We start from the raw sequence: 19604 nt of genomic DNA, 5'->3' as shown, positions 1-19604 counted from the left end.
TGGCGGCACGCAACCCTGATTCTTCCTGGCCGGAGGCCTGGTGGCGAACCCGGGGTCAAATGGGGTGTCTCACATCAAAGCGGTACCTTCTACCGCTCCGGCCGTTCCAGAACGGCGAAGGACGCCCCTTGATTGTCGGTGACGACGGCCACTTTTCCGTACGACGTCTCGAATGGCGGCGCCTGGACCCGTCCGCCGAGCCGGCCGACCGTCCCGAGCGCGGCCTCGCAGTCCGCCACCTGGAAGTGGACGAGGAAATGGGGCGGCATCTCGGCGGGGAACACGTCGGCGACGGGGGCCCGGCCGAAGTCGGGGTGGGCGCCGGGGCCGAAGAGGGCGTCGTGGAAGAGCCCGCCGTAGAAGGTGTTGGCGGCCTCGGTGTCCCGGGCGTACAGCTCCGCCCAGGCGAAGGCGCCGGGCTTGTGCCGGACCCCGAAGCCCTGGTGACCGGCGGGCTCCCAGAGGGCGAAGACCGCCCCCTCCGGATCGGTGACCAGCGCGGACGTGCCGAGATCGGCGACCGGCATCGGGGCGGTGACGACCTGTCCGCCGGCCGCCCAGATCCGGTCGGCTAGGCCCTCGATGTCCGGGGTGGCGAAGTAGACCGTCCACACGGTGGGCATCCGCCCGTCGGTCTTGCGGCCGAGCCCGGCGACCGGCTCGCCGTCGCGAAGGGCCCACACCGAGCCGCCGGACGCGTCCCGGAAGGTCCACCCGAAGAGCTCACCGTAGAAGCGCCGTCCGGCGGCCACGTCGGGCAGCTGCGCGTCCACCCAGCAGGGGACGCCCTCGCCGTATCCCGTTCCGTCTGCGGATGCCCTGTTTTCGGCCATACCGTCAAAGTAACGGCGACTCACGCACCCCGCAGGACCAGGCACACCCGCCTCCCGGACCCCCCGCACCCCATTTGCAGTCGGCCGAATCGCGCTCCGATCACCCCTCGGTAAGCTGACGGCATGACAGGACAAGTGCGTACCGTCGACGGCCGCGTGGCCGGTCGGCGTGGGCAGGCGACCCGGCAGAAGCTGCTCGACTGCCTCAGCGAGATGCTCAGCTCCTCCCCTTACCGGGACGTCAAGGTCATCGATGTCGCCCGCAAGGCGGGCACTTCGCCCGCGACCTTCTACCAGTACTTCCCGGACGTCGAGGGCGCCGTCCTGGAGATCGCCGAGCAAATGGCCATCGAGGGCGGCCAGTTGACCGCGCTGCTGGAAGGCCGGTCGTGGGTCGGCAAGGCGGGGTGGCAGACCGCGCAGGAACTCGTGGACGGCTTCCTGGAGTTCTGGCGCAAGAACGACGCCATCCTGCGCGTGGTCGACCTCGGGGCCGCCGAGGGCGACAAGCGCTTCTACAAACTCCGCATGAAGATCCTCAACTCGGTGAACAACTCCCTCGCGGACGCGGTCGCCGAGCTCCAGTCCAAGGGCAAGGTCGACAAGGACGTCAACCCGGCCGCGGTCGCGGGCTCCCTCGTCGCGATGCTCGCGGCGGTGGCCTCGCACCAGAAGGGCTTCCAGACGTGGGGCGTCAAGCAGGCTGAACTCAAGCCCAACCTGGCGCTGTTGGTGCACCTGGGTGTCACCGGGAAGAAGCCGACGAAGTAGCGCGTACCCCCTCTTCCCCGGCTTCCCGGTTTCACGTCCTGTCAGGCAGGCGGCTGTTCACTCGCGTGGACGGCCGCCTGTCGTGCGTACGATCCGGAAGAGCCGTATCTCCCGCTCCACCCGCGCCTGATAGGTGGCGTACGGCGGCCAGAACGCCAGCGCGGTCTTCCATACGGCCGCCCGCTCCTCACCGGCCAGCAGGGTCGCCCTGACCGGGATGTCCGCGCCCTTCCAGCTGACCTCGGCGTCGGGGTGGACCATGAGGTTGGCGGTCCAGGCGGGGTGTCCGTCGCGGCCGAAGTTGGACCCGATGAGGATCCAGGAGCGGCCCTCGTCCTCGGGCATGCAGGCCAGCGGGGTCCGCCGTGGCAGCCCGCTGCGCGCGCCCGTCGAGGTGAGGATCACCCCCGGCAGCATCTGGGCGCTGAGCAGGACTTTCCCCCGGGTGAGCCGGTGCACGGCCCGGTCCAGTGCGGGGATCACATGCGGCGCGACCTTGGCGAAGCCGCGCGTGGAGGACACCTTCTGGACGATCCGTTCCCCGATCACACCGAGACCTCCGTCCGCTCGAAGAGCCGTGCCGCGTCGGCGGCGTGCGCCCGCAGCCGGTGCGCGGGGCCGAAGAGCAGGTCGTCACCGGTGGCGCGCTTGAAGTAGAGGTGCGCCTCGTGCTCCCAGGTGAAACCGATGCCGCCGTGCAGCTGGATGCCCTCGGCGGCGGCGGTGCGCAGCGCCTCCAGGGCCTGGGCGAGGGCGAGCCCCCCGACCCGCTGCTCGCTCTGTCCGTCCTGTCCGTCCCGTCCGTCCTGTCCGGCGGCCCACGCGGCGTAGTAGGCGGCCGAGCGGGCCGCCTGGAGCTGCACGTACACATCGGCGAGCCGGTGCTTCACGGCCTGGAAGGACCCGATCACCCGCCCGAACTGCTCCCGCTGCCCGACGTGTTCGACGGTCCGCTCCAGCGCCCGGTCGGCGGCCCCGACGGCTTCGCACGCGAGGACGGCGGCGACGGTGTCCCCGAGACGGGCCAGCTCCCCGAGCACGTCGGCCTTGTCGTCGTCGCCCAGCAACTCGGCTCCGACATCACGGAGTTGGATGCGGGCCTGGGGGCGGGTGGCGTCGAGGGCGGTCTGCCGGGTGCGGACGAGTCCGGGGGCGTCGCCGGGGACCAGGAAGAGCAGGGTGCGCGAGCGGGTGAACCCGCCCGCGTGGGCGGCGACGAGCAGGAGCCCGGCACTGTGCCCGTCGAGAACCTGGTCGACCTGGCCGTAGAGCCGCCAGGCCGGCTTGGTCATGGCGGTCCGGGTGACCGCGGACGACGTAGCCGCGGGCGCACCTCCCGACCCGTGCGGAGCGGACCGTGCCTGTACGCCCCCCGCGCGCCCGCCCCCCGCCCACTCCCCCTCATTGCCGCAGGTGAGCGCGAGGGCCGTGCCCGGGGGTGCGGCGAGGGTGGCGGTCAGGGTGCCGGAGGCGATGCGGGGCAGCAGGTCCGCGCGCTGTTTCTCCGTACCGAGGGCCAGCAGCAGTGGGGCGGCGAGGACGGCTGTCGCAAGGAGTGGTGTGGGGGCGAGGACGCGGCCCGTCTCCTCGCAGGCCAGGGCCAGTTCGGTCGCCGAGCACCCCACACCGCCGTACTCCTCGGGCAGGGCAAGACCCGGCAGCCCCAGTTGTCCGGCGAGGGCCGTCCACAGCGCCGGGTCGTGGCCGGCCGGAGCGTCGAGCGCGCTCCGCAGCTCGCGCGGACCGCAGCGCCTGCGCAGCAGCTCCCGCAACGCACCCCGGATCTCGTCCTGTTCGGCGGTGAAGCGAGCGTCCATGGCTCTTCCTCTTCCCTCCGGATCTGACGGTCCGTCATATTAGGAGCGCCCGCACCAGTTGCCCAGAGGCAGGAGGCCCCTCATGCCCCCCGGGAGCCGGAAAGTCGCGATCACCGGCGTGGCCCTCGCGGACTGCGGCCGCGTGGACGGCACGACCCCCTACGCCCTGCACGCCCAGGCCGCCCGCCGCGCGCTGGCCGACGCGGGCCTGGACCGGTCCCTCGTGGACGGACTGGCCTCCGCCGGCACCGGCACCCTCGCCCCCGCGGAGGTCGCCGAGTACCTGGGCCTGCGCCCCACCTGGGTCGACTCGACCTCCGTCGGCGGCTCCACCTGGGAGGTGATGGCGGCGCACGCGGCCGACGCGATCGCCGCCGGGCACGCGAACGCGGTGCTGCTGGTCTACGGCTCCACGGCCCGCGCCGACATCAAGGCGGGCCGCCGCACCGGCACGCTCTCCTTCGGCGCCCGCGGCCCGCTCCAGTTCGAGGTGCCCTACGGCCACACCCTGATCGCCAAGTACGCGATGGCGGCCCGCCGCCACATGATCGAACACGGCACGACGATCGAGCAGTTGGCGTCCGTCGCCGTACAGGCACGGGCCAACGCGGCCCTGAACCCCGAGGCGATGTTCCGCGACCCGATCACCGTGGACGACGTCCTGTCCGGCCCGATGATCGCGGACCCCTTCACCAAGCTGCACTGCTGCATCCGCTCCGACGGCGGCGCGGCGGTGCTGCTGGTGGCCGAGGAGTACGTACGGGACTGCCGTACCGCCCCCGTCTGGGTGCTCGGCACCGGCGAGTACGTGTCGCACGTCAGCATGTCCGAGTGGCCCGACTTCACGGTGTCCCCGGCGGCGGTGAGCGGACGGCTGGCCTTCGAGCGGGCCGGGGTGCGGCCGGAGGAGGTCGAACTCGCCGAGATCTACGACGCGTTCACCTATATGACCCTGGTGACACTGGAGGACCTCGGCTTCTGCGCGAAGGGCGAGGGCGGCTCCTTCGTGGAGAAGGGGCGGCTGCTGGTCGAGGGCGGGGACCTGCCGGTCAACACCGACGGGGGCGGCCTGTCCGCCCAACACCCCGGCATGCGCGGGCTGTTCCTGCTGGTGGAGGCCGTACGGCAGCTGCGCGGGGAGGCGGGCGCGCGGCAGGTGCGGCGCCGGGACGGGTCGGCGCCGGGGCTCGCGGTGGCCTCGGGGACGGGTGGGTGGTTCTGCTCGTCGGGGACGGTGGTGCTGGGGCGTTAGGGCACGCCGACGCTCCTCTCCCCGGCCGAAGTACCCTGCACGGTATGGCCCTGACGCACGCGCAACGTGAACAGTTCCTGGCCGAGCCGCATGTCGCCGCGCTGGCGGTCGACGCGGGTGAGGGGCGCGCGCCGCTCACCGTGCCGATCTGGTACCAGTACGCGCCGGGCGGCGACCTGTGGATCATGACCGGTGACGGGTCGCGCAAGCACCGGCTCATCGAGGCGGCCGGCCGCTTCTCCCTGCTGGTCGAGCGCGTCGAGCCCACCATCCGGTACGTGTCCGTCGAGGGACCGGTCCTCGACACCCGCCCGGGCACCCTGGAGGACCTCCGGGAGATCTCCGCCCGCTATCTGCCGGCCGGGAAGGTGGACGGCTACGTCGACTTCGCGTGGAAGAACCACGGCGCGCAGGTCGTCGTACGGATGCGGCCCGAGCGGTGGCTGACGTCCGACCTCGGTACCGTCTGAGGCATGGCAACGGATCTTCACGAACTTCTGAGGTCACTGCGGGTGTGGGACCCGGAGGTCACCACGCTGCCCGCCTTCGACCCCGCCACCGCGCCCGCGACCCCGCTGGAGCTGTTCACCACGTGGTTCGCGGAGGCGGTGGCGGCCGGGCAGACCGAGCCGCACACCATGTCCCTGGCCACGGCGGACGCGGAGGGCCGGCCGGACGTGCGCACGGTGATGCTGCACGGCGCCGACGCGGACGGCTGGGCCTTCGCGAGCCACGCCCACAGCCGCAAGGGCAGGCACCTGGCGGTACGGCCGTATGCCGCCCTGGGCTTCTACTGGCCGGTGCTGGGCCGGCAGGTGCGGGTGCGGGGGCCGGTGACCGCGGCACCCTCCGGGGAGGGTCAGGCGGATCTGCACGCCCGCTCGACCGGGGCGCTGGCGGCCGCGCTCACCGGGCGGCAGAGCGAAGTCCTGGGCTCGCTGGACGAGTTGGCGCGGGTCTCCGAGGAGTCCTGGGAACGGGCGCGGCGGGAGCCCGCCGCGCCCGTCCCGTCGTGGACGCTGTACCGGCTCGCGCCCGAGGAGGTGGAGTTCTTCCAGGGCGACGAGCGCCGCCGGCATGTGCGGCTCGACTACCGGCGCCGGGACGGGGGTTGGGTGCGGGAGCTGCTGTGGCCGTGACCCCGGTCTACACGAAGGCGTACCCGGCCCAGTCGACGACCGGGACGTAACCGAGGCGCCGGTAGAGGGCGTTGCTGGTGGGGTTGGCCGCGTCCGTGAACAGGACGACGTCCGTGGCGCCCGCGGCGAGCGCGGCCCGGCTGACCTCGACCGTGGCGGCGGCCGCGTAGCCGTGGCCGCGCAGGGCGGCGGGCGTGTAGACGGGGTCCACCTGGCTGAGGCCCGCGACCATCGGGTTCAGGCCGGCCATGGAGACGGGGGTGCCGTCGGGGGTCTCCCAGAACGTGTAGCTCTTGTCGGCGAAGCGGGTGCGGGGCCAGGTGTCGGCGTCGATGGTGACGTCCTCGCCCACGTCCGCGGCGAACCCGCGGCACAGGCTGATGAGTTGCTCCAGATCCTGCTCGCCCGCGAGCCGGCCCCGGCCCTCCGGGAACGGCCGCGGCGGGGTGAGCGTGCCGAGGCGGTGCAGGTGGAGCCGGACGCGGAGGGTCGCCGTGGCACCCGTGTGCCGTCGCCAGGCCTCGGCGAAGGCGGCGGCGGTGTCCTGGTCCGCGCTCACGCCGGGCAGGGTGTGTCCGAGGGCGGCCAGGCGGGCGGCGAGGCCGTCGGCCTGGCCGGGGCTGAGCGGGGTGAGGCTGATGCCGCGGTCGGGCGAGAGCCGGTAGAAGGCGGCCCGCGTCTCGCCGTCCCGCTCCAGCAGCCCGAAGACGGCCGCTTCGGCGCCGTAGGCCGCCGCTCCCCGGGTCCGCAGTCTTCCGGTCCAGGTCAGCGGCATGATGTGGGCGACGGGGCGGGAGCGCAGGAACGCGCCGCCGCGAGCGAGGAAGTCGTCGAGGTCTTCGGTGAGGTACCAGTCGTCCGGTCGCATGGTTCATGATCCCTGACGGGCTCCGCCGAGACGTCGGACATCGTGAGGATTCAGGCCGTGAAGTCGTACGCCGCGAAGTCCGCCACAGGTCGGTAACCGAGGCGCCGGTACAGGGCGTTGCTGGTCGGGTTGGCGAGGTCGGTGAAGAGCAGGACCTGGTCGGCGCCGCGGTCGAGGGCGGTGCGGCTGATGGCGGCGGTCACGGCACCGGCGTAGCCGCGGCGGCGCAGGCCGGCCGGGGTGTAGACGGGCGCGACGCGGATCATGCCGGCGAGGAGGGGGCTGATGCCGGCCATGGCGAGGGGGGTGCCGTCGGGAGCCTCCCAGAGGGTGAGGCCGCCGTACGCGAGCCGGGTGTCGGTCCAGGCGGTGGCGTCGCGCCCGCCGGGCTCCCCGATGGCCTCCTGGAACTCGCCGAACCAGCGCGCCAGCAGCTCCCGGTCCCCGTCCCCGGCGATCCGGGCCCGCCCCTGCGGTGCCGGCTCCGGCGGGGTCAGTGTGCCGAGCCGGAAGAGGCGGGTGCCGTGCGGGTGCGGTCCGATCGTGGCACCCGTACGCCGGTGCCAGGCCTCGGCGAACGCTACGGCGGTCTCCCGGACGGCGTTGACACCGGGGACCGGGCGGCCGCGCGCGATCAGGTGGGCGGCGAGGGAGTCGGCCTGGCCGGGGGTGAGCGGGGTGGTCGTCAGCCGGTGCGGGGGCGTCCGGAAGCACGCCGCCCGCACGTCCCCGTCCTCCTCCAGCACCCCGAACCAGGGTGCCTGCTCGCCGTAGGTCCGCGACCCGCCCACCCGCAGCGCCTCGACGACGGTGAGCACGAGGGTGTGCAGGTCGGGGCGGGAGCGGAGGAAGGTGCCGGCGCGGGACAGGAAGTCGTCGAGGTCCTCGGTGAGGTACCAGGTCTCCGCGCGGGGCCGGGTGTCGGGGCGCATGGTTCATGATGCTTCGAGGCGGCGGTCGGCGCCCGCGAATTACGCTCGGCCTTCCTCGACCCACGGTTTCTCCTGGACCTTGCGCATGCGGACCGCGACGAAGAACGGGGTCTGGTGGGTCTTGCGGTAGCGGGCCTCGTCGACCTGGCGGGCGGCCTCCGTGGCGCGTGGCTCCACGAGCCGTTCCAACACCAGTCCGGTGTCGAGGAGTTCATTGAGGAAGGTCTGCATGGTCATGCGGCGGTAGGAGTTGGTGGCGCCGCTGTCCCCGAAGCGGGTCACCACGCGGTCCTCGTCGAAGTAGGAGCCGCCGTGCCAGACCCAGTCGGCGGTCGGGTGGACGGTGGACAGCAGCAGGGTGCCACCGGGTCGCAGCACCCGGTGCAGTTCCGCCAGCAACTCCCGGCGGGCGTCCAGGTGATGGTGGACCAGGGCCACGACACAGAGGTCGAAGGAGTCGTCCGGCAGGAAGGCGAGGGGCTCCTCCAGGTCGTGCCGGTGCAGGGTGACGGCGGGGTCGGCACCGGTGCGGTCCCGGGCGTGGTCCAGCAGGGTCGCGCTGCCCTCGACCCCGACCACCTCGGCCGCGCCCCGTGCCCGCAGCTCCGCGATGTAGTGCCCGGCCCCGCAGCCGACGTCCAGCACGCGCAGGCCCCTGACGTCCCCGGCCAGCGCGAGCATGGCGGGCCGGTCCGTGTGGGCGTTGTAGGGGCCGTCGGTCGCGTTGCCGGCGAAGTAGTCGGCGAGGGCGCCCTCGTAGGCGGTGGAGTCGCTCATCCCGGCATGCTGGCAAGGCCGTACGGCGGGGACAACGGGCCGCGGCAAAGGACGAGTTAAGACTCCCCCCGATGCCTGTTCCCGCCGCCTGTCCTCACCCCGGCTCCCCGTCCGTCGCCAGTCGTGCGTGCAGGTGGGCGTCGCGGAAGGTGTCGTGGCGGCCGGCCTCGAACATCGCGCCGCGCAGTGTGCCCTCGTAGCGGAAGCCGCAGCGCTCGGCGACGGTGCAGGAGGCGCCGTGGCCGAGGGCGTGGCCCAGTTCCAGGCGATGCAGGCCGAGGTCGGTGAGGGCCCAGCGGGCGGCGAGGCGGAGGGCGCGGGTGGCGACACCCCGGCCGCGGGCCTCGGGGAGCACCCAGTAGCCGACCCGGGCGGTGCGGAAGACGTGGTCGATCATGTTGAGGCCGATGTGCCCGAGCGTCGTACCGGTCGCCTCGTCGGTGATCCGGTACGACGCGCTCGTGCCCTGCGCGGCCTGGTCGGCCTTGTTCCGTATCGCGGCCCGGGCGCCGTCGAGGTCGTGGATCAGGGTGAGGGGGGTGTTCCAGCGCCCGAACTCGGGGTCCAGTGTGGCGCGCAGCCAGTCCTGGACCTGGGCGTCGGAGTCCGCCTCCCAGGCGCACAGACGCAGGCCGTGGCCGTGCAGCGGGGCGAAGGGGCCGGTGCGGTGCTGGTCGTCGACGTCGGTCATCCGCCCATTCAAACGGGTCCTGGCCGTCGCGCGCGGCCTGATGTCAGGTATCCCGCCCGGCCGGACCCACCGGCCGGAACTTCGGCACCCCCTCCGGAAACACCGCCTCCAGCTCCAGCCCGGCCCGCAGCTCCCCGTGCGCGCAGTCCACGATCTCCGTCATCATCCGCGGCCCCTCGGCGAGGTCGACGACGGCGGCGGCGTACGGGATGCGCTCCTTGAAGGGCGGCAGGTCGTTGCGGTGGACCACGGACCACGTGTACAGCCTCGCCCGGCCGGTCGCCGCGAACCAGGAGACGTCCTCGCTCCAGCACCGCGGGCAGAACTCGCGCGGGTAGTGGTGGACCCGGTCGCACGCCCCGCAGCGGCGGAGCAGCAGGACCCCCCGCTCGGCCGCGTCCCAGTAGGTGCGCGTGAAGGCGTCCGCCTCCGGCAGGTCGAAGCGGGCGGTCATCGGAACCAGCCCAGCGCCGCGTCCAGCGACCACGTCTGCCAGGACATCCCGAACAGGGCCACGAGCGAGATGAGGGCCATCATCGAGTTCTGCCCCTGCTCGGCCCAGTCGTGGATCATCAAGGTGAAGTAGAGGACGTTCAGGAGCAGGCCGCCGACCAGGGCCACCGGGGTCAGCAGGCCGAGGATCAGGCCGGCGCCCAGGGCGAGTTCGGCGAACACGACGACGTAGGCCATCGTCCTGGGGCGGGGCCTGACCACCACGTCGAAGCCGCTGCGGACCGGGGTCCAGCGGTGCTTGGCGGCGATGTCCGCGGCCCAGGTGATGCCGCCGCCCTCGAACCACGTCTTCTTGTCCTTGTGGCGCCAGCTCTCCAGCCACCACAGGCCGAGGCCTATGCGCAGGACGGCGAGCCACTCGGCCCCGGTGAGCCAGATCGTGTCCATGGAATCTGACGGTACGTCAGATAAGGGGTTCCGGGAAGCCTGTGCGTCCGCCGTGAAGCTGTGCATCCCCCATGAATGACGTCAGATTGTTGGCAATTTTGTCCGCACCTTGGCTAGCTTCACAGACGCAAGCAGAGACCTCGAGGGAGCGAACCGTGAAGCACAGGGCAGTCAAGCGCAGGAGCGTCGTCATGGGGATCGGCGCGACGGCGGGGGCCGCGGCGGTCGGAGGCATCGCCCTGACCGCCAACGCGGCGACGGACACCTCCGCGACCAGCACCGACCTCGTCTTCGACCCGGACGCCTGCACGAAGCTGACGACGACCGTCACCGACACCGAGGGCACCGAGCACGCGGTCACCTACCACTTCTGGAAGGCGATCACCTACGTCTCCAAGCCGGTCGACGCGACCTACCAGTCGCTGATCGTCAGCGCCCCGGTCGAGATCGACGGCACCGCGGTGGACGCGAGCAACGCGCCGATCCTGCTCGCGAACTCCGTCGGCGGCTACATGCCGTCCTCCGTGGCGGACGCCACCGGCGTCGGCGCCGGGGGCATGGGCGGTGGCGCCCCCGGCGGTGGCGCCCCCAGCGGTGCCCCCACCGGCAGCGCGGCCCCGACCGCCGCCGCCTCGGCCGCCCCGGGCGCCAACGGGAACACGAACGCAAACGGCGGTGCCACCAGCAGCAACCAGCTCCTCGCGCTGGCCGCCGGGTACGTCGTGATCGAGCCCGGCGCCCGCGGCCGTACCCTCAAGAACGCCTCGGGCGAGTACTACGGCACCGCCCCCGCCGCGATCGTCGACCTCAAGGCGGCCGTGCGGTACATCAAGGCCAACAAGGGCCGCATCCCCGGCGACGTCGAGCGGATCGTCTCGGCCGGCACCAGCGCGGGCGGCGCCCTCTCCGCGCTGCTCGGCGCCTCCGGCGACAGCCCGCTCTACGACAGGCTCCTCGAGGAGATCGGCGCGGCCGACGCCTCCGACGCGATCTTCGCGGCCGGCGCGTGGTGCCCGATCACCGACCTGGAGCACGCCGACGGCGCCTACGAGTGGAACTGGGGCGGCAACGCGCTGAGCACCGGCAAGCAGGTCGACCAGACGGTGTCGAAGGAGCTCCGGGCCCAGTTCGCGGAGTACCAGGCATCCCTGAAGCTGCGCGGCCTGAACGGCTTCGGCACGCTGACCGCCCGCAATTACGACGCGTACCTGGTCAAGCAGTACCTGGAGCCCTCGGCGACCCGGTACCTCGCCGCGCTCCCGGACGCCGACCGCGAGGCCTACCTCGCCGAGAACACCTTCATCACCTGGAAGAACGGCAAGGCCGGCTTCACCTGGGCCGGCTTCCTCAGCCACGTCGGCGCCCGCAAGAAGAACACCCCGGCCTTCGACGCCTTCGACCTGTCGGCCGGCGAGAACAACCTGTTCGGCGCGGGCACCACCGCGAACCGCCACTTCACCGCGTACAGCGCGAAGAACGACACCACGGGTCTGTCCACCCGGCGCGTCGCGAGCGACCTCCCCGCCAAGCTCGACCAGATGAACCCGATGCACCACCTGGTGGAGAAGGTCAACGGCAGCCGCTCCCGGCACTGGTGGATCCGCCTGGGCACCAACGACACCGACACCTCGCACGTCGTCTCCGCGAACCTCGCGGCCGCCGCGGCGAGGCTCGGCGACGATGTCAACCACCTCTACTACTGGGACCAGGGCCACGGCGCCAACACCGACCCCGGCGACTTCATCGCCTGGATCGCCAAGGTCACGGGCTACAAGAGGGCCGAGAAGGCGGCGAAGACCAAGTAGCCCGTCCCCGCACGCGGCCCCGGTTTCCCGTCAGTCTCCGGCCGCCGCCGCCAGGGCGCCGAGGCTCCGCTTCCCCCGCGGACCCGGCGCCCTGGCGTTTTCCGTGTGGGCTACGTCACGCGACCCACGCACTTCTCCTACAGGCGTGATCGATCCGCAACCAATTCCGGGCTTGACCGAGACCCATCAACGCGCTGTCTGATTACGCTCGCGCTCATGGCCGACTCCGCACCCGACCCCGCCCCCGATCCCGACCCCGCAGACCGCCCCGACCAGCCCGAACGGCCGGTGTATGTCATCGGCGGCGGCCCGGCCGGCCTCTCCGTCGCGTACGCGCTGCGCGCCCGGGGGATCCGCTCGGTCGTCCTGGAGAAGTCCGAGCACGTCGGCGCGTCCTGGCGGCGCCACTACGACCGCCTCCACCTGCACACCACCCGCCGGCTGTCGGCCCTGCCCGGCCTGGCGATGCCACGCCGGTTCGGCCGCTGGGTCGCCCGCGACGACGTGGTGCGCTACCTGGAGAAGTACGCGGAGTACCACGAGCTGGAGACGGTCACCGGAGTCGAGGTCTCCCGCGTCGAGCGCACCCCCGACGGCACCGGCTGGCTGCTGCACGCCACCGGCGGCCGCGAACTGACCGGCGCCGCGGTGGTCGTGGCCACCGGCTGGAACCACACCCCGCTGCTGCCGGACTGGCCGGGCCGCGAGGCGTACAAGGGCGAGTTCCGGCACGCGGGCGAGTACCGCAACCCGGAGCCCTACGCGGGCCGGGACGTCCTGGTCGTCGGCGTCGGCAACACCGGCGCCGAGATCGCCGTGGACCTGGTCGAGGGCGGCGCCGCGCGGGTCCGCCTGTCGGTGCGCACCGCCCCGCACATCGTCCGCCGCTCCACGGCCGGCTGGGCCGCCCAGTACACGGGCGTTCTCGTACGACGCCTGCCGGTCGGCCTGGTGGACCGGCTGGCCCGCCCCCTGGCGAAGCTCAGCGTCCCCGACCTCTCCGCACACGGCCTGCCCCGCCCCGACACCGGTCTGTACAGCCGGGTCAAGGAGGGCGCCATCCCGGTCCAGGACGTCGGTCTCATCGACGCGATCCGCAAGGGCCGGGTCGAGGTGGTGGCCGCCGTCGAGGGCTTCGAGGACGGCGAGGTGCTCCTCGCGGACGGCAGCCGGATCACCCCGGACGCGGTGATCGCGGCGACGGGGTACGCCCGCTCGCTGGAGGGTCTGGTCGGCCACCTGGACGTCCTGGACGCGCACGGCGCTCCGGTCGTCAACGGTTCCCGCGCCCCGCAGAACGCCCGTGGCCTCTATTTCTCGGGTTTCGTCACTCCCATCAGCGGCACCTTCCGCGAGGTCGCGATCGACGCGGAGAAGATCGCGAAGGCCGTCGACAAGGACGGCGCGGGCCGCCTCTCGCGGCTGCCCGTCTGACGCGGAGATCCCCAACTCGCTTCACCAGCGCTCCTGTTACATCTGCGAGAGATGTGACAGGAGCGTTGTCGTGTGGCGTCGCGCGGGGCCAGAATGTGAACAACTCTCATGTTCTAGCTCCACATTCTCTCCACTACGGAGGACGCACGTGGCACGCGAAAGACAGCTCACCCCGCTCTCCCGGCGCTCCCTGCTCGGCGGTGCCGCCGCGGCGGCCGGTGCCGTCACCCTCGCCGGTACCGCCGCCTCTCCCGCCTCCGCGGCCACGACCCGTGACGTGGACGTCGCGATCGTCGGCGGCGGCCTCGCCGGCCTCACCGCGGCCCGTGACCTGGTCGCGGGCGGGAAGACGGTCGCCGTCCTGGAGGCCCGGGACCGCGTCGGCGGCCGGGTCCTCAACCTGAAGCTGGCCAACGGCGGGGTCACCGAGGGCGGCGGCGAGTTCATCGGCCCCACCCAGGACCGCATCAAGGCGCTCGCCGACTCGCTCGGGGTGGGCACCTTCGCCACCTACAACACCGGCAACAACCTCCTCTACAAGGACGGCAAGAGGACGCCGTACGCCACCGACGGCCTCCTCGGCTCGGTCCCGCCGATCGACGCGGCCGGCCTCGCCAACGCGGCGATCGTCCAGGCCTCCCTCGACGACATGGCCAAGACGATCCCGGTCGACGCGCCCTGGACCGCCGCCAAGGCCGACGAGTGGGACCGGCAGACCTTCGAGACCTGGCTGCGCGCCAACGCCGTGATCCCCTCGGCCAAGTTCCTCCTGGACGTGGCCTGCACCTCGATCTTCTCGGCCGAACCCCGTGAACTGTCGCTGCTGTTCGTGCTGTTCTACATAGCTGCCGCCGGCAACGAGACCACCGTCGGCACCCTGGAGCGCCTCACCGAGACCGCGGGCGGCGCCCAGGAGCTGCGCTTCGTCGGCGGCTCCCAGCTGGTGCCGATCAAGCTCGCCGCCACCCTCGGCGACCGGGTGGTCCTCAACGCCCCGGTGCGCACGATCGCCAAGTCCGGCGCGAAGTACGTCGTCACGGCCGACGGCATCACCGTCACGGCCAAGCGGGTCGTGGTCGCCGTACCCCCGCCGCTCGCGGCCCGCATCACCTACGACCCGCTGCTGCCCGCCGCCCGCGACCAGCTCACCCAGCGGCTGCCGATGGCCTCGGTCGGCAAGGCGATCGCGATCTACGACACCCCGTTCTGGCGGGCCGACGGCCTCAACGGGCAGGTCGTCAGCGACACCGGTGTGATCAGCTCGACCTTCGACAACTCCCCGCCCGACGCCTCCTACGGCGCGCTGATGGGCTTCATCGAGGCCGACGAGGCCCGCAAGTACGACGGGGCGAGCGAGGCCGAGGTCAAGGCGGCCGTCCTCAAGGACTACGTGACCTACTTCGGCTCGAAAGCGGCCTCCCCCACGTCCTTCGTCCTGCAACGCTGGAACAACGAGGCCTACACCCGCGGCGGCCCGGTCTCCATCGCCGCGCCCGGCGTCCTGACCCAGTACGGCCCCGCCCTGCGCACTCCGGTGGGCGGCATCCACTGGGCGGGCACGGAGACCTCCCTGCACTGGAACGGCTTCATGGACGGAGCCGTCCGCTCCGGTGAGCGGGTGGCCAAGGAGGTCCTGGCGGTCCTGTAGTCCGCGCGTCAACTTTGCGTGCACGCCCGTTCCTGACACAGCGTCAGTTCTGTAATCTGACACTGCGTCAGTTATTCACGCTGTCACACAGGAGCGGGCGGACCGATGCTTGGATCAACCCACGGCACCCTCACCACCGACTCCCGCCGGGCCCGGGTCATCGCGTGCGGCGAGCAACCCGGCCCCGCCGTCCACGGCAGGCCCGCCGACGTCGACGACCTCGATGTCGGCGGCCGGCCGCTGTATACGGACGTCCCCGATCTGGACCGTTTCTTCCGGCCGGAGTCGGTCGCCGTGATCGGCGCCTCGGACGCCGAGGGCCGCCCGAACACCGGTGTCACCCGGCAGTTGCTCGACTGGGCGGAGCGGGTCGGAGCCCGGCTGCACCCGGTGCACCCGACCCGCCCGGCCGTCTTCGGCATCCCCTGTGTGACCTCCGTGGCCGACCTGCCCGAACAGGTCGACCTGGCCGTCCTGCTGGTCGCCGACCCGCTGCCGGTCATCGAGCAACTGGGCGAGGCCAAGGTGAAGTTCGCGGTCGTCTTCGCTTCCGGTTTCGCCGAGACCGGCGAGGAGGGAGCGGCGGCGCAGGAGCGGCTCGCGGCCGCCGTGGCGGACTCCGGGATGCGGTTGCTCGGCCCCAACACCAACCTGAACGCCTTCTCCTCCTTCCGCGAGGACCTCGAAGGACCCGGCATCGCCCTGATCACCCAGTCCGGCCACCAGGGCCGCCCGGTCCACGCCCTCCAGGAACTCGGCATCCGCCTCACCCACTGGGCGCCCACCGGCAACGAGGCCGACCTGGAGACCGCGGACTTCCTCTCCTGGTTCGCCGAGCGGCCCGAGGTCGGCGCCATCGCCTGCTATCTGGAGGGCCTCAAGGACGGCCGTTCCTTCCTGCTCGCCGCCGACCGGGCCGCCCGCCGCAAGGTCCCCGTGGTCGCGGTCAAGGTCGGCCGCACCGAGACCGGCGCCCGTACCGCCGCCTCCCACACCGGCAAGCTCACCGGCGCCGACGCGGTGGTGGACGCGGCGATGCGGCAGTACGGCGTGATCCGCGTCGACGGTCTCGACGAACTCCAGGACACCGCCGCCCTGTTGGCCCGCGCGAGGCCGCCGCGCGCCGAGGGGGTCGTGGTGTACTCGATCTCGGGCGGCACCGGCGCCCACTTCGCCGACCTGGCGACGGAGGCGGGGCTGCGGCTGCCCGCCCTCTCCGAGGCCAAGCAGGCCGAACTGCACCAGTGGATACCGGAGTTCCTGAGCGTGGCCAACCCGGTCGACAACGGCGGCCACCCGGTCGGCGACTGGCGCGGGCGGAAGATCATCGACGCGATCCTCGCCGACCCGTCGGTGGGGGTCCTGATCTGCCCGGTCACCGGACCCTTCCCTCCCCTCAGCGACCGGCTGGTCCAGGACCTGGTGGACGCGGCCGAGCAGACCGACAAGCTGGTGTGCGTGGTGTGGGGCTCGCCCGTCGGCACCGAACCGGCCTACCGCGAGGTGCTGTTGGGCTCCTCCCGGGTGGCGACCTTCCGCACGGTCGGCAACTGCATCACCGCGGTCCGCGCCTGGCTCGACCACCACCGTTTCGTCAGCGGCTACCGCTCCCCCTTCGACGAGGCCCCCCGCACCCCGTCGCCCTCCTTCCGCAAGGCGCAGGCGCTGATGCGCCCGGGCCAGCAGCTCAGCGAGCACGCGGCGAAGCAGCTGCTGCGGGCGTACGGGATCCGCGTGCCGCGCGAGCAGCTGGTGACCAGCGCGGCGGCGGCCGTCCGGGCGGCCGGTCAGGTCGGCTATCCGGTGGTGATGAAGGCGTCCGGCGCGAGGATCGCCCACAAGACCGAGCTCGGCCTGGTGAAGATCGGCCTGACGTCGGCCAGCCAAGTACGGGACGCCTACCGCGAGTTGACGGACATCGCCCGCTACGAGGACGTCTCCCTCGACGGAGTCCTGGTCTGCCAGATGGTCGAGCGGGGCGTCGAGATGGTCGTCGGGGCCGCGCACGACGAGCTGTTCGGGCCGACGGTGACGGTCGGGCTCGGCGGGGTGCTGGTCGAGGTGCTGCGCGACACCGCCGTACGGGTGCCGCCCTTCGGGGAGGAGCAGGCCCGGGACATGCTGGCGGACCTGCGCGGGCGGGCACTTCTGGACGGGGTCAGGGGGCGGCCACCGGCGGACTTGGACGCGCTGGTGGAAGTCGTGCTGCGGGTGCAGCGCATGGTGGTGGAGCTCGGGGACGAGCTCGCGGAGCTCGACGTCAACCCGCTGATGGTGCTGCCCAGGGGGCAGGGGGCGGTGGCGCTGGACGCGTTGGTGGTGTGCCGGTGAGCGAGGTGCTGCACGTCGTCGACGGCGAGGTCGCGCAGGTGACCCTCAACCGGCCCGAGGCGCTCAACGCCATCACCCCCGACCAGCGCGAACGCCTCATCCGGCTGCTCGGCGAGGCGTCCGCGGACCCCGGCGTCCGGGCCGTCGTCCTCACCGGCACCGGGCGCGGCTTCTGCGCGGGGGCGGACCTGCGGGGCGGGGCGGCGGCCGGCGAGCGGGGGGCCGGTGGCGTGGCCGGTGAGCGGGTGGCCGGTGACGTGGCCCGGATGATCCGGGACGGCGCCCAGCGGCTGATCGCCGCCGTCCTGGACTGCGAGAAGCCGGTGATCGCGGCGGTCAACGGCACGGCCGCCGGCCTGGGCGCCCATCTGGCCCTCGCCTGCGATCTCGTACTGGCCGCCGAGTCCGCCCGCTTCATCGAGGTGTTCGTGCGCCGGGGCCTGGTCCCCGACGGCGGCGGCGCCTACCTCCTGCCCCGTCTGGTCGGCCCGCAGCGGGCCAAGGAGCTGATGTTCTTCGGCGACGCGCTCTCCGCCGCCGACGCCGAGCGGCTCGGCCTGGTCAACCGGGTCGTCCCGGACGGGGAGTTGGACAAGACGGCCCGCGAGTGGGCGGCCCGGCTCGCCGCCGGCCCGACCCGCGCCCTCGCCCTGACGAAGCAGCTCGTCAACGCCTCCCTGGACAGCGACCGCGCCACCGCCTTCGCCGCGGAGGCCGCCGCCCAGGAGATCAACATGACGACGGCGGACGCCCAGGAGGGCGTGGCGAGCTTCGTGGAGCGCAGGAGCCCGGAGTACCGGGGGCGTTGAGGCTCAGGGGGCCGGCGTCAGGATGCGCACGTCCGGCGCGTCCGGGTCCCCGAACGGCACGAACAGCTCGGGCTCGGTCTCCGTGCCGCCGATCCTCCAGTACGTCTCCTGCCCGCATCCGTCGGCCGGCCGTACGACGACACCGGGGCGCCCCTCGGGGCCGTCGGCGTAGGGGTCGTAGCCGCCCTTGGCGTCGAGCCGCCAGGTGCCGGTGCCGTCGCACACCGCGAAGGGCGGATCGGCGTAGGCCTCGTCGGACGCGGACCCGGGCGCGGTCTCGGCGGGCAGGGCGGTGAGGTCGGCGCGGCCGCCCGTGCCGAGGCGCAGGACCGCGCCCTCCTCGCCCCGCCAGACCCCGGTGAGCTGCGCGGCGGACAGCTTCGGCGGCTCGTACTCCTCGATGATTCCCGTGACCGTGGCCAGCACCCCGCCGAGGAACACCAGGAGGAACAGCCCCACGGAGGCGAACAGCGCGGGCAGCCACACCCCCCAGAAGCCCCGGGCACGTCGGCGCAGCCACCCGAGGCCGAGCACCGGGAGGACGCCGAGGGCGGCGAAGAGCGGGGCGGTGACGGTGAACGGCCAGTCCCACAGCAGCAGGGCGAGCCCGGCCCAGACCACGCCGAGGGCCGCGGCGAGGCCCAGGTGCCAGGCCCACACCGGGCCCCGGGTGCGACGGGCCGCCTCGCGCGCGAGCCCCTCCGCCGGCAGCACCTGGAGCACCGCGTGCGCGAGGCCGAGGACCGGCAGGACCAGCGGTGCCACGGCGAGGAGACAGGCCAGGGCGAACAGCGCGAAGGCCCCGTAGGCGCCCCCGTACGCGTAGTCGTCGCCCAGCTGACCCCTGATCCACCAGACCAGGCCGATCGCCGGAAACTGCATCGCGCACACCGCGGCGGCCTCGTTGAGCCGTCTGTTCCCCCACCCCATGGACGCAGCGTACGCATCGCCCCTCGCCCGCTTGCCCGAGCCCTTCCCATCTGACGCACCGTCAGCTTCAATGGGGATGTGATGGGACAAGCGGGGACGGCGGAAGCGGCCGTCCGGTACCTGAGGTCGACGGGGACGCGGCCGGTGGAGGCGCTGCCCCGGCCCGAGCTGCGGTGTGTCCGCGAGGACGAGCGCGCACCGCTCGACCCGGCGGAGTTCCGGCGCGTGCTGGGGAGCTTCGCGACCGGCGTCACGGTGATCACGGCCCCCGGCACCCCGCCCGCCGGTTTCGCCTGCCAGTCCTTCTCCTCCCTCTCCCTCGACCCGCCGCTGGTCGCGTTCATGGTGGGCCGCACGTCGGGCACCTGGCCGCGCATCGCCCAGGCGGGCGTCTTCTGCGTGAACGTGCTGAGCGCCGAACAGGGCGAGCTGTGCAGGGCGTTCGCGGTGAGCGGCGCCGACAAGTTCGCGGGCGTGTCCCACGACCCGGCCCCGGTCTCCGGCTCCCCGCGCCTCGCGGGCACGCTCGCGTGGATCGACTGCACGATCCACGCGGTGCACACCGGCGGGGACCATCTCATCGTGGTGGGGCGGGTGGACGCGCTGGGCACGGGCGAGGGCGAGCGACCTCTGCTGTTCCACCGGGGACGGTTCGTCTGACAGCTCG

At 72.8% G+C, this 19604-nt stretch carries 20 protein-coding genes; 10 read left to right on the top strand and 10 right to left on the bottom strand.

Features of this window, described 5'->3' with window-relative positions; translation table 11 throughout:
* Positions 1–89: 89 nt before the first annotated feature.
* The gene (locus tag OHN19_RS24260) at positions 90–833 is read right to left on the bottom strand and encodes a VOC family protein (RefSeq protein ID WP_330266201.1); all 744 of its coding nucleotides are present in this window, start codon (positions 831–833) and stop codon (positions 90–92) included.
* Between the two features lie 135 nt (positions 834–968).
* Here OHN19_RS24260 and OHN19_RS24255 point away from each other — a divergent pair, with 135 nt between their 5' ends.
* Positions 969–1604 (top strand): TetR family transcriptional regulator, encoded by a 636-nt coding sequence (locus OHN19_RS24255; RefSeq protein WP_330269696.1) that lies wholly within the window; start codon positions 969–971, stop codon positions 1602–1604.
* A 57-nt stretch (positions 1605–1661) separates the two neighbouring features.
* On the opposite strand, the gene OHN19_RS24250 is transcribed toward OHN19_RS24255, so the two are convergent.
* Complete coding sequence (locus OHN19_RS24250) at positions 1662–2153, bottom strand: nitroreductase/quinone reductase family protein (RefSeq protein WP_330266200.1); 492 nt, start codon at positions 2151–2153, stop codon at positions 1662–1664.
* The gene (locus OHN19_RS24245; RefSeq protein WP_330266199.1) at positions 2150–3421 is read right to left on the bottom strand and encodes an acyl-CoA dehydrogenase family protein; all 1272 of its coding nucleotides are present in this window, start codon (positions 3419–3421) and stop codon (positions 2150–2152) included. The genes OHN19_RS24250 and OHN19_RS24245 overlap by 4 nt, the downstream gene beginning before the upstream one ends.
* An 82-nt stretch (positions 3422–3503) precedes the next feature.
* Between OHN19_RS24245 and OHN19_RS24240 the strand changes: the two genes are divergently transcribed.
* Genes OHN19_RS24240 through OHN19_RS24230 form a run of 3 tightly spaced genes read left to right on the top strand, consistent with a single transcriptional unit; the run spans position 3504 to position 5812 of the window.
* Complete coding sequence (locus tag OHN19_RS24240) at positions 3504–4673, top strand: thiolase C-terminal domain-containing protein (RefSeq protein ID WP_330266198.1); 1170 nt, start codon at positions 3504–3506, stop codon at positions 4671–4673.
* Between the two features lie 44 nt (positions 4674–4717).
* Positions 4718–5143 carry a pyridoxamine 5'-phosphate oxidase family protein gene (locus tag OHN19_RS24235; protein WP_330266197.1) on the top strand — a complete coding sequence of 142 codons (426 nt, stop codon included), beginning with the start codon at positions 4718–4720 and terminating at the stop codon, positions 5141–5143.
* Between the two features lie 3 nt (positions 5144–5146).
* Complete coding sequence (locus OHN19_RS24230) at positions 5147–5812, top strand: pyridoxal 5'-phosphate synthase (RefSeq protein WP_330266196.1); 666 nt, start codon at positions 5147–5149, stop codon at positions 5810–5812.
* Between the two features lie 7 nt (positions 5813–5819).
* Here OHN19_RS24230 and OHN19_RS24225 read toward each other — a convergent pair whose 3' ends face one another.
* The 6 genes from OHN19_RS24225 to OHN19_RS24200 all read right to left on the bottom strand — a co-directional run bounded on the left by OHN19_RS24225 (position 5820) and on the right by OHN19_RS24200 (position 9980).
* Positions 5820–6680, bottom strand: a complete 861-nt coding sequence (locus OHN19_RS24225) for a GNAT family N-acetyltransferase (protein ID WP_330266195.1) — start codon at positions 6678–6680, stop codon at positions 5820–5822.
* 50 nt (positions 6681–6730) lie between these two features.
* A complete protein-coding gene (locus tag OHN19_RS24220) occupies positions 6731–7612 on the bottom strand; it encodes a GNAT family N-acetyltransferase (protein ID WP_330266194.1) in 882 nt (293 codons plus the stop codon).
* Between the two features lie 39 nt (positions 7613–7651).
* A complete protein-coding gene (locus OHN19_RS24215; protein WP_330266193.1) occupies positions 7652–8389 on the bottom strand; it encodes a class I SAM-dependent methyltransferase in 738 nt (245 codons plus the stop codon).
* A gap of 94 nt (positions 8390–8483) precedes the next feature.
* A complete protein-coding gene (locus tag OHN19_RS24210) occupies positions 8484–9080 on the bottom strand; it encodes a GNAT family N-acetyltransferase (RefSeq protein ID WP_330266192.1) in 597 nt (198 codons plus the stop codon).
* A gap of 43 nt (positions 9081–9123) precedes the next feature.
* Complete coding sequence (locus OHN19_RS24205) at positions 9124–9534, bottom strand: Zn-ribbon domain-containing OB-fold protein (protein WP_330266191.1); 411 nt, start codon at positions 9532–9534, stop codon at positions 9124–9126.
* On the bottom strand, positions 9531–9980 hold the full coding sequence (locus OHN19_RS24200; protein WP_330266190.1) for a DoxX family protein: 450 nt from the start codon (positions 9978–9980) through the stop codon (positions 9531–9533). The genes OHN19_RS24205 and OHN19_RS24200 overlap by 4 nt, the downstream gene beginning before the upstream one ends.
* Positions 9981–10171: 191 nt before the next feature.
* On the opposite strand from OHN19_RS24200, the gene OHN19_RS24195 reads away from it, so the two are divergent.
* From OHN19_RS24195 to OHN19_RS24175, 5 genes are all read left to right on the top strand, one after another.
* Complete coding sequence (locus tag OHN19_RS24195; protein ID WP_330269695.1) at positions 10172–11785, top strand: subtype B tannase; 1614 nt, start codon at positions 10172–10174, stop codon at positions 11783–11785.
* A 216-nt stretch (positions 11786–12001) separates the two neighbouring features.
* Positions 12002–13219, top strand: coding sequence for an NAD(P)/FAD-dependent oxidoreductase (locus OHN19_RS24190; RefSeq protein WP_330266189.1), 1218 nt, complete (start codon positions 12002–12004; stop codon positions 13217–13219).
* Between the two features lie 148 nt (positions 13220–13367).
* The gene (locus tag OHN19_RS24185) at positions 13368–14867 is read left to right on the top strand and encodes a flavin monoamine oxidase family protein (protein ID WP_330266188.1); all 1500 of its coding nucleotides are present in this window, start codon (positions 13368–13370) and stop codon (positions 14865–14867) included.
* Positions 14868–14972: 105 nt separating this feature from the next.
* Positions 14973–17198, top strand: a complete 2226-nt coding sequence (locus OHN19_RS24180; RefSeq protein ID WP_330266187.1) for an acetate--CoA ligase family protein — start codon at positions 14973–14975, stop codon at positions 17196–17198.
* Positions 17189–18007 (top strand): enoyl-CoA hydratase/isomerase family protein, encoded by an 819-nt coding sequence (locus OHN19_RS24175; RefSeq protein WP_330266186.1) that lies wholly within the window; start codon positions 17189–17191, stop codon positions 18005–18007. The genes OHN19_RS24180 and OHN19_RS24175 overlap by 10 nt, the downstream gene beginning before the upstream one ends.
* 3 nt (positions 18008–18010) lie before the next feature.
* Here OHN19_RS24175 and OHN19_RS24170 read toward each other — a convergent pair whose 3' ends face one another.
* A complete protein-coding gene (locus tag OHN19_RS24170) occupies positions 18011–18937 on the bottom strand; it encodes a hypothetical protein (protein WP_330266185.1) in 927 nt (308 codons plus the stop codon).
* Positions 18938–19018: 81 nt separating this feature from the next.
* Between OHN19_RS24170 and OHN19_RS24165 the strand changes: the two genes are divergently transcribed.
* On the top strand, positions 19019–19597 hold the full coding sequence (locus tag OHN19_RS24165; RefSeq protein ID WP_330266184.1) for a flavin reductase family protein: 579 nt from the start codon (positions 19019–19021) through the stop codon (positions 19595–19597).
* Positions 19598–19604: the final 7 nt, after the last annotated feature.

The sequence above is a fragment of the Streptomyces griseorubiginosus genome (genome assembly GCF_036345115.1).
GTDB classification, from domain to species: domain Bacteria; phylum Actinomycetota; class Actinomycetes; order Streptomycetales; family Streptomycetaceae; genus Streptomyces; species Streptomyces griseorubiginosus_C.
The sequence above is the reverse complement of the archived record's forward strand: the minus strand, read 5'-3'. Positions and strand labels throughout refer to the sequence as shown.

Excerpts from the sequence above, each read along its gene's own strand:
- OHN19_RS24260 (WP_330266201.1), bottom strand. The coding sequence starts at position 833 with ATGGCCGAAAACAGGGCATCCGCAGACGGAACGGGATACGGCGAGGGC.
- OHN19_RS24195 (WP_330269695.1), top strand. The coding sequence starts at position 10,172 with ATGGGGATCGGCGCGACGGCGGGGGCCGCGGCGGTCGGAGGCATCGCC.
- OHN19_RS24190 (WP_330266189.1), top strand. The coding sequence starts at position 12,002 with ATGGCCGACTCCGCACCCGACCCCGCCCCCGATCCCGACCCCGCAGAC.
- OHN19_RS24220 (WP_330266194.1), bottom strand. The coding sequence starts at position 7,612 with ATGCGCCCCGACACCCGGCCCCGCGCGGAGACCTGGTACCTCACCGAG.
- OHN19_RS24165 (WP_330266184.1), top strand. The coding sequence starts at position 19,019 with ATGGGACAAGCGGGGACGGCGGAAGCGGCCGTCCGGTACCTGAGGTCG.
- OHN19_RS24245 (WP_330266199.1), bottom strand. The coding sequence starts at position 3,421 with ATGGACGCTCGCTTCACCGCCGAACAGGACGAGATCCGGGGTGCGTTG.
- OHN19_RS24225 (WP_330266195.1), bottom strand. The coding sequence starts at position 6,680 with ATGCGACCGGACGACTGGTACCTCACCGAAGACCTCGACGACTTCCTC.
- OHN19_RS24230 (WP_330266196.1), top strand. The coding sequence starts at position 5,147 with ATGGCAACGGATCTTCACGAACTTCTGAGGTCACTGCGGGTGTGGGAC.
- OHN19_RS24180 (WP_330266187.1), top strand. The coding sequence starts at position 14,973 with ATGCTTGGATCAACCCACGGCACCCTCACCACCGACTCCCGCCGGGCC.
- OHN19_RS24210 (WP_330266192.1), bottom strand. The coding sequence starts at position 9,080 with ATGACCGACGTCGACGACCAGCACCGCACCGGCCCCTTCGCCCCGCTG.
- OHN19_RS24215 (WP_330266193.1), bottom strand. The coding sequence starts at position 8,389 with ATGAGCGACTCCACCGCCTACGAGGGCGCCCTCGCCGACTACTTCGCC.
- OHN19_RS24240 (WP_330266198.1), top strand. The coding sequence starts at position 3,504 with ATGCCCCCCGGGAGCCGGAAAGTCGCGATCACCGGCGTGGCCCTCGCG.
- OHN19_RS24170 (WP_330266185.1), bottom strand. The coding sequence starts at position 18,937 with ATGGGGTGGGGGAACAGACGGCTCAACGAGGCCGCCGCGGTGTGCGCG.
- OHN19_RS24200 (WP_330266190.1), bottom strand. The coding sequence starts at position 9,980 with ATGGACACGATCTGGCTCACCGGGGCCGAGTGGCTCGCCGTCCTGCGC.
- OHN19_RS24235 (WP_330266197.1), top strand. The coding sequence starts at position 4,718 with ATGGCCCTGACGCACGCGCAACGTGAACAGTTCCTGGCCGAGCCGCAT.
- OHN19_RS24205 (WP_330266191.1), bottom strand. The coding sequence starts at position 9,534 with ATGACCGCCCGCTTCGACCTGCCGGAGGCGGACGCCTTCACGCGCACC.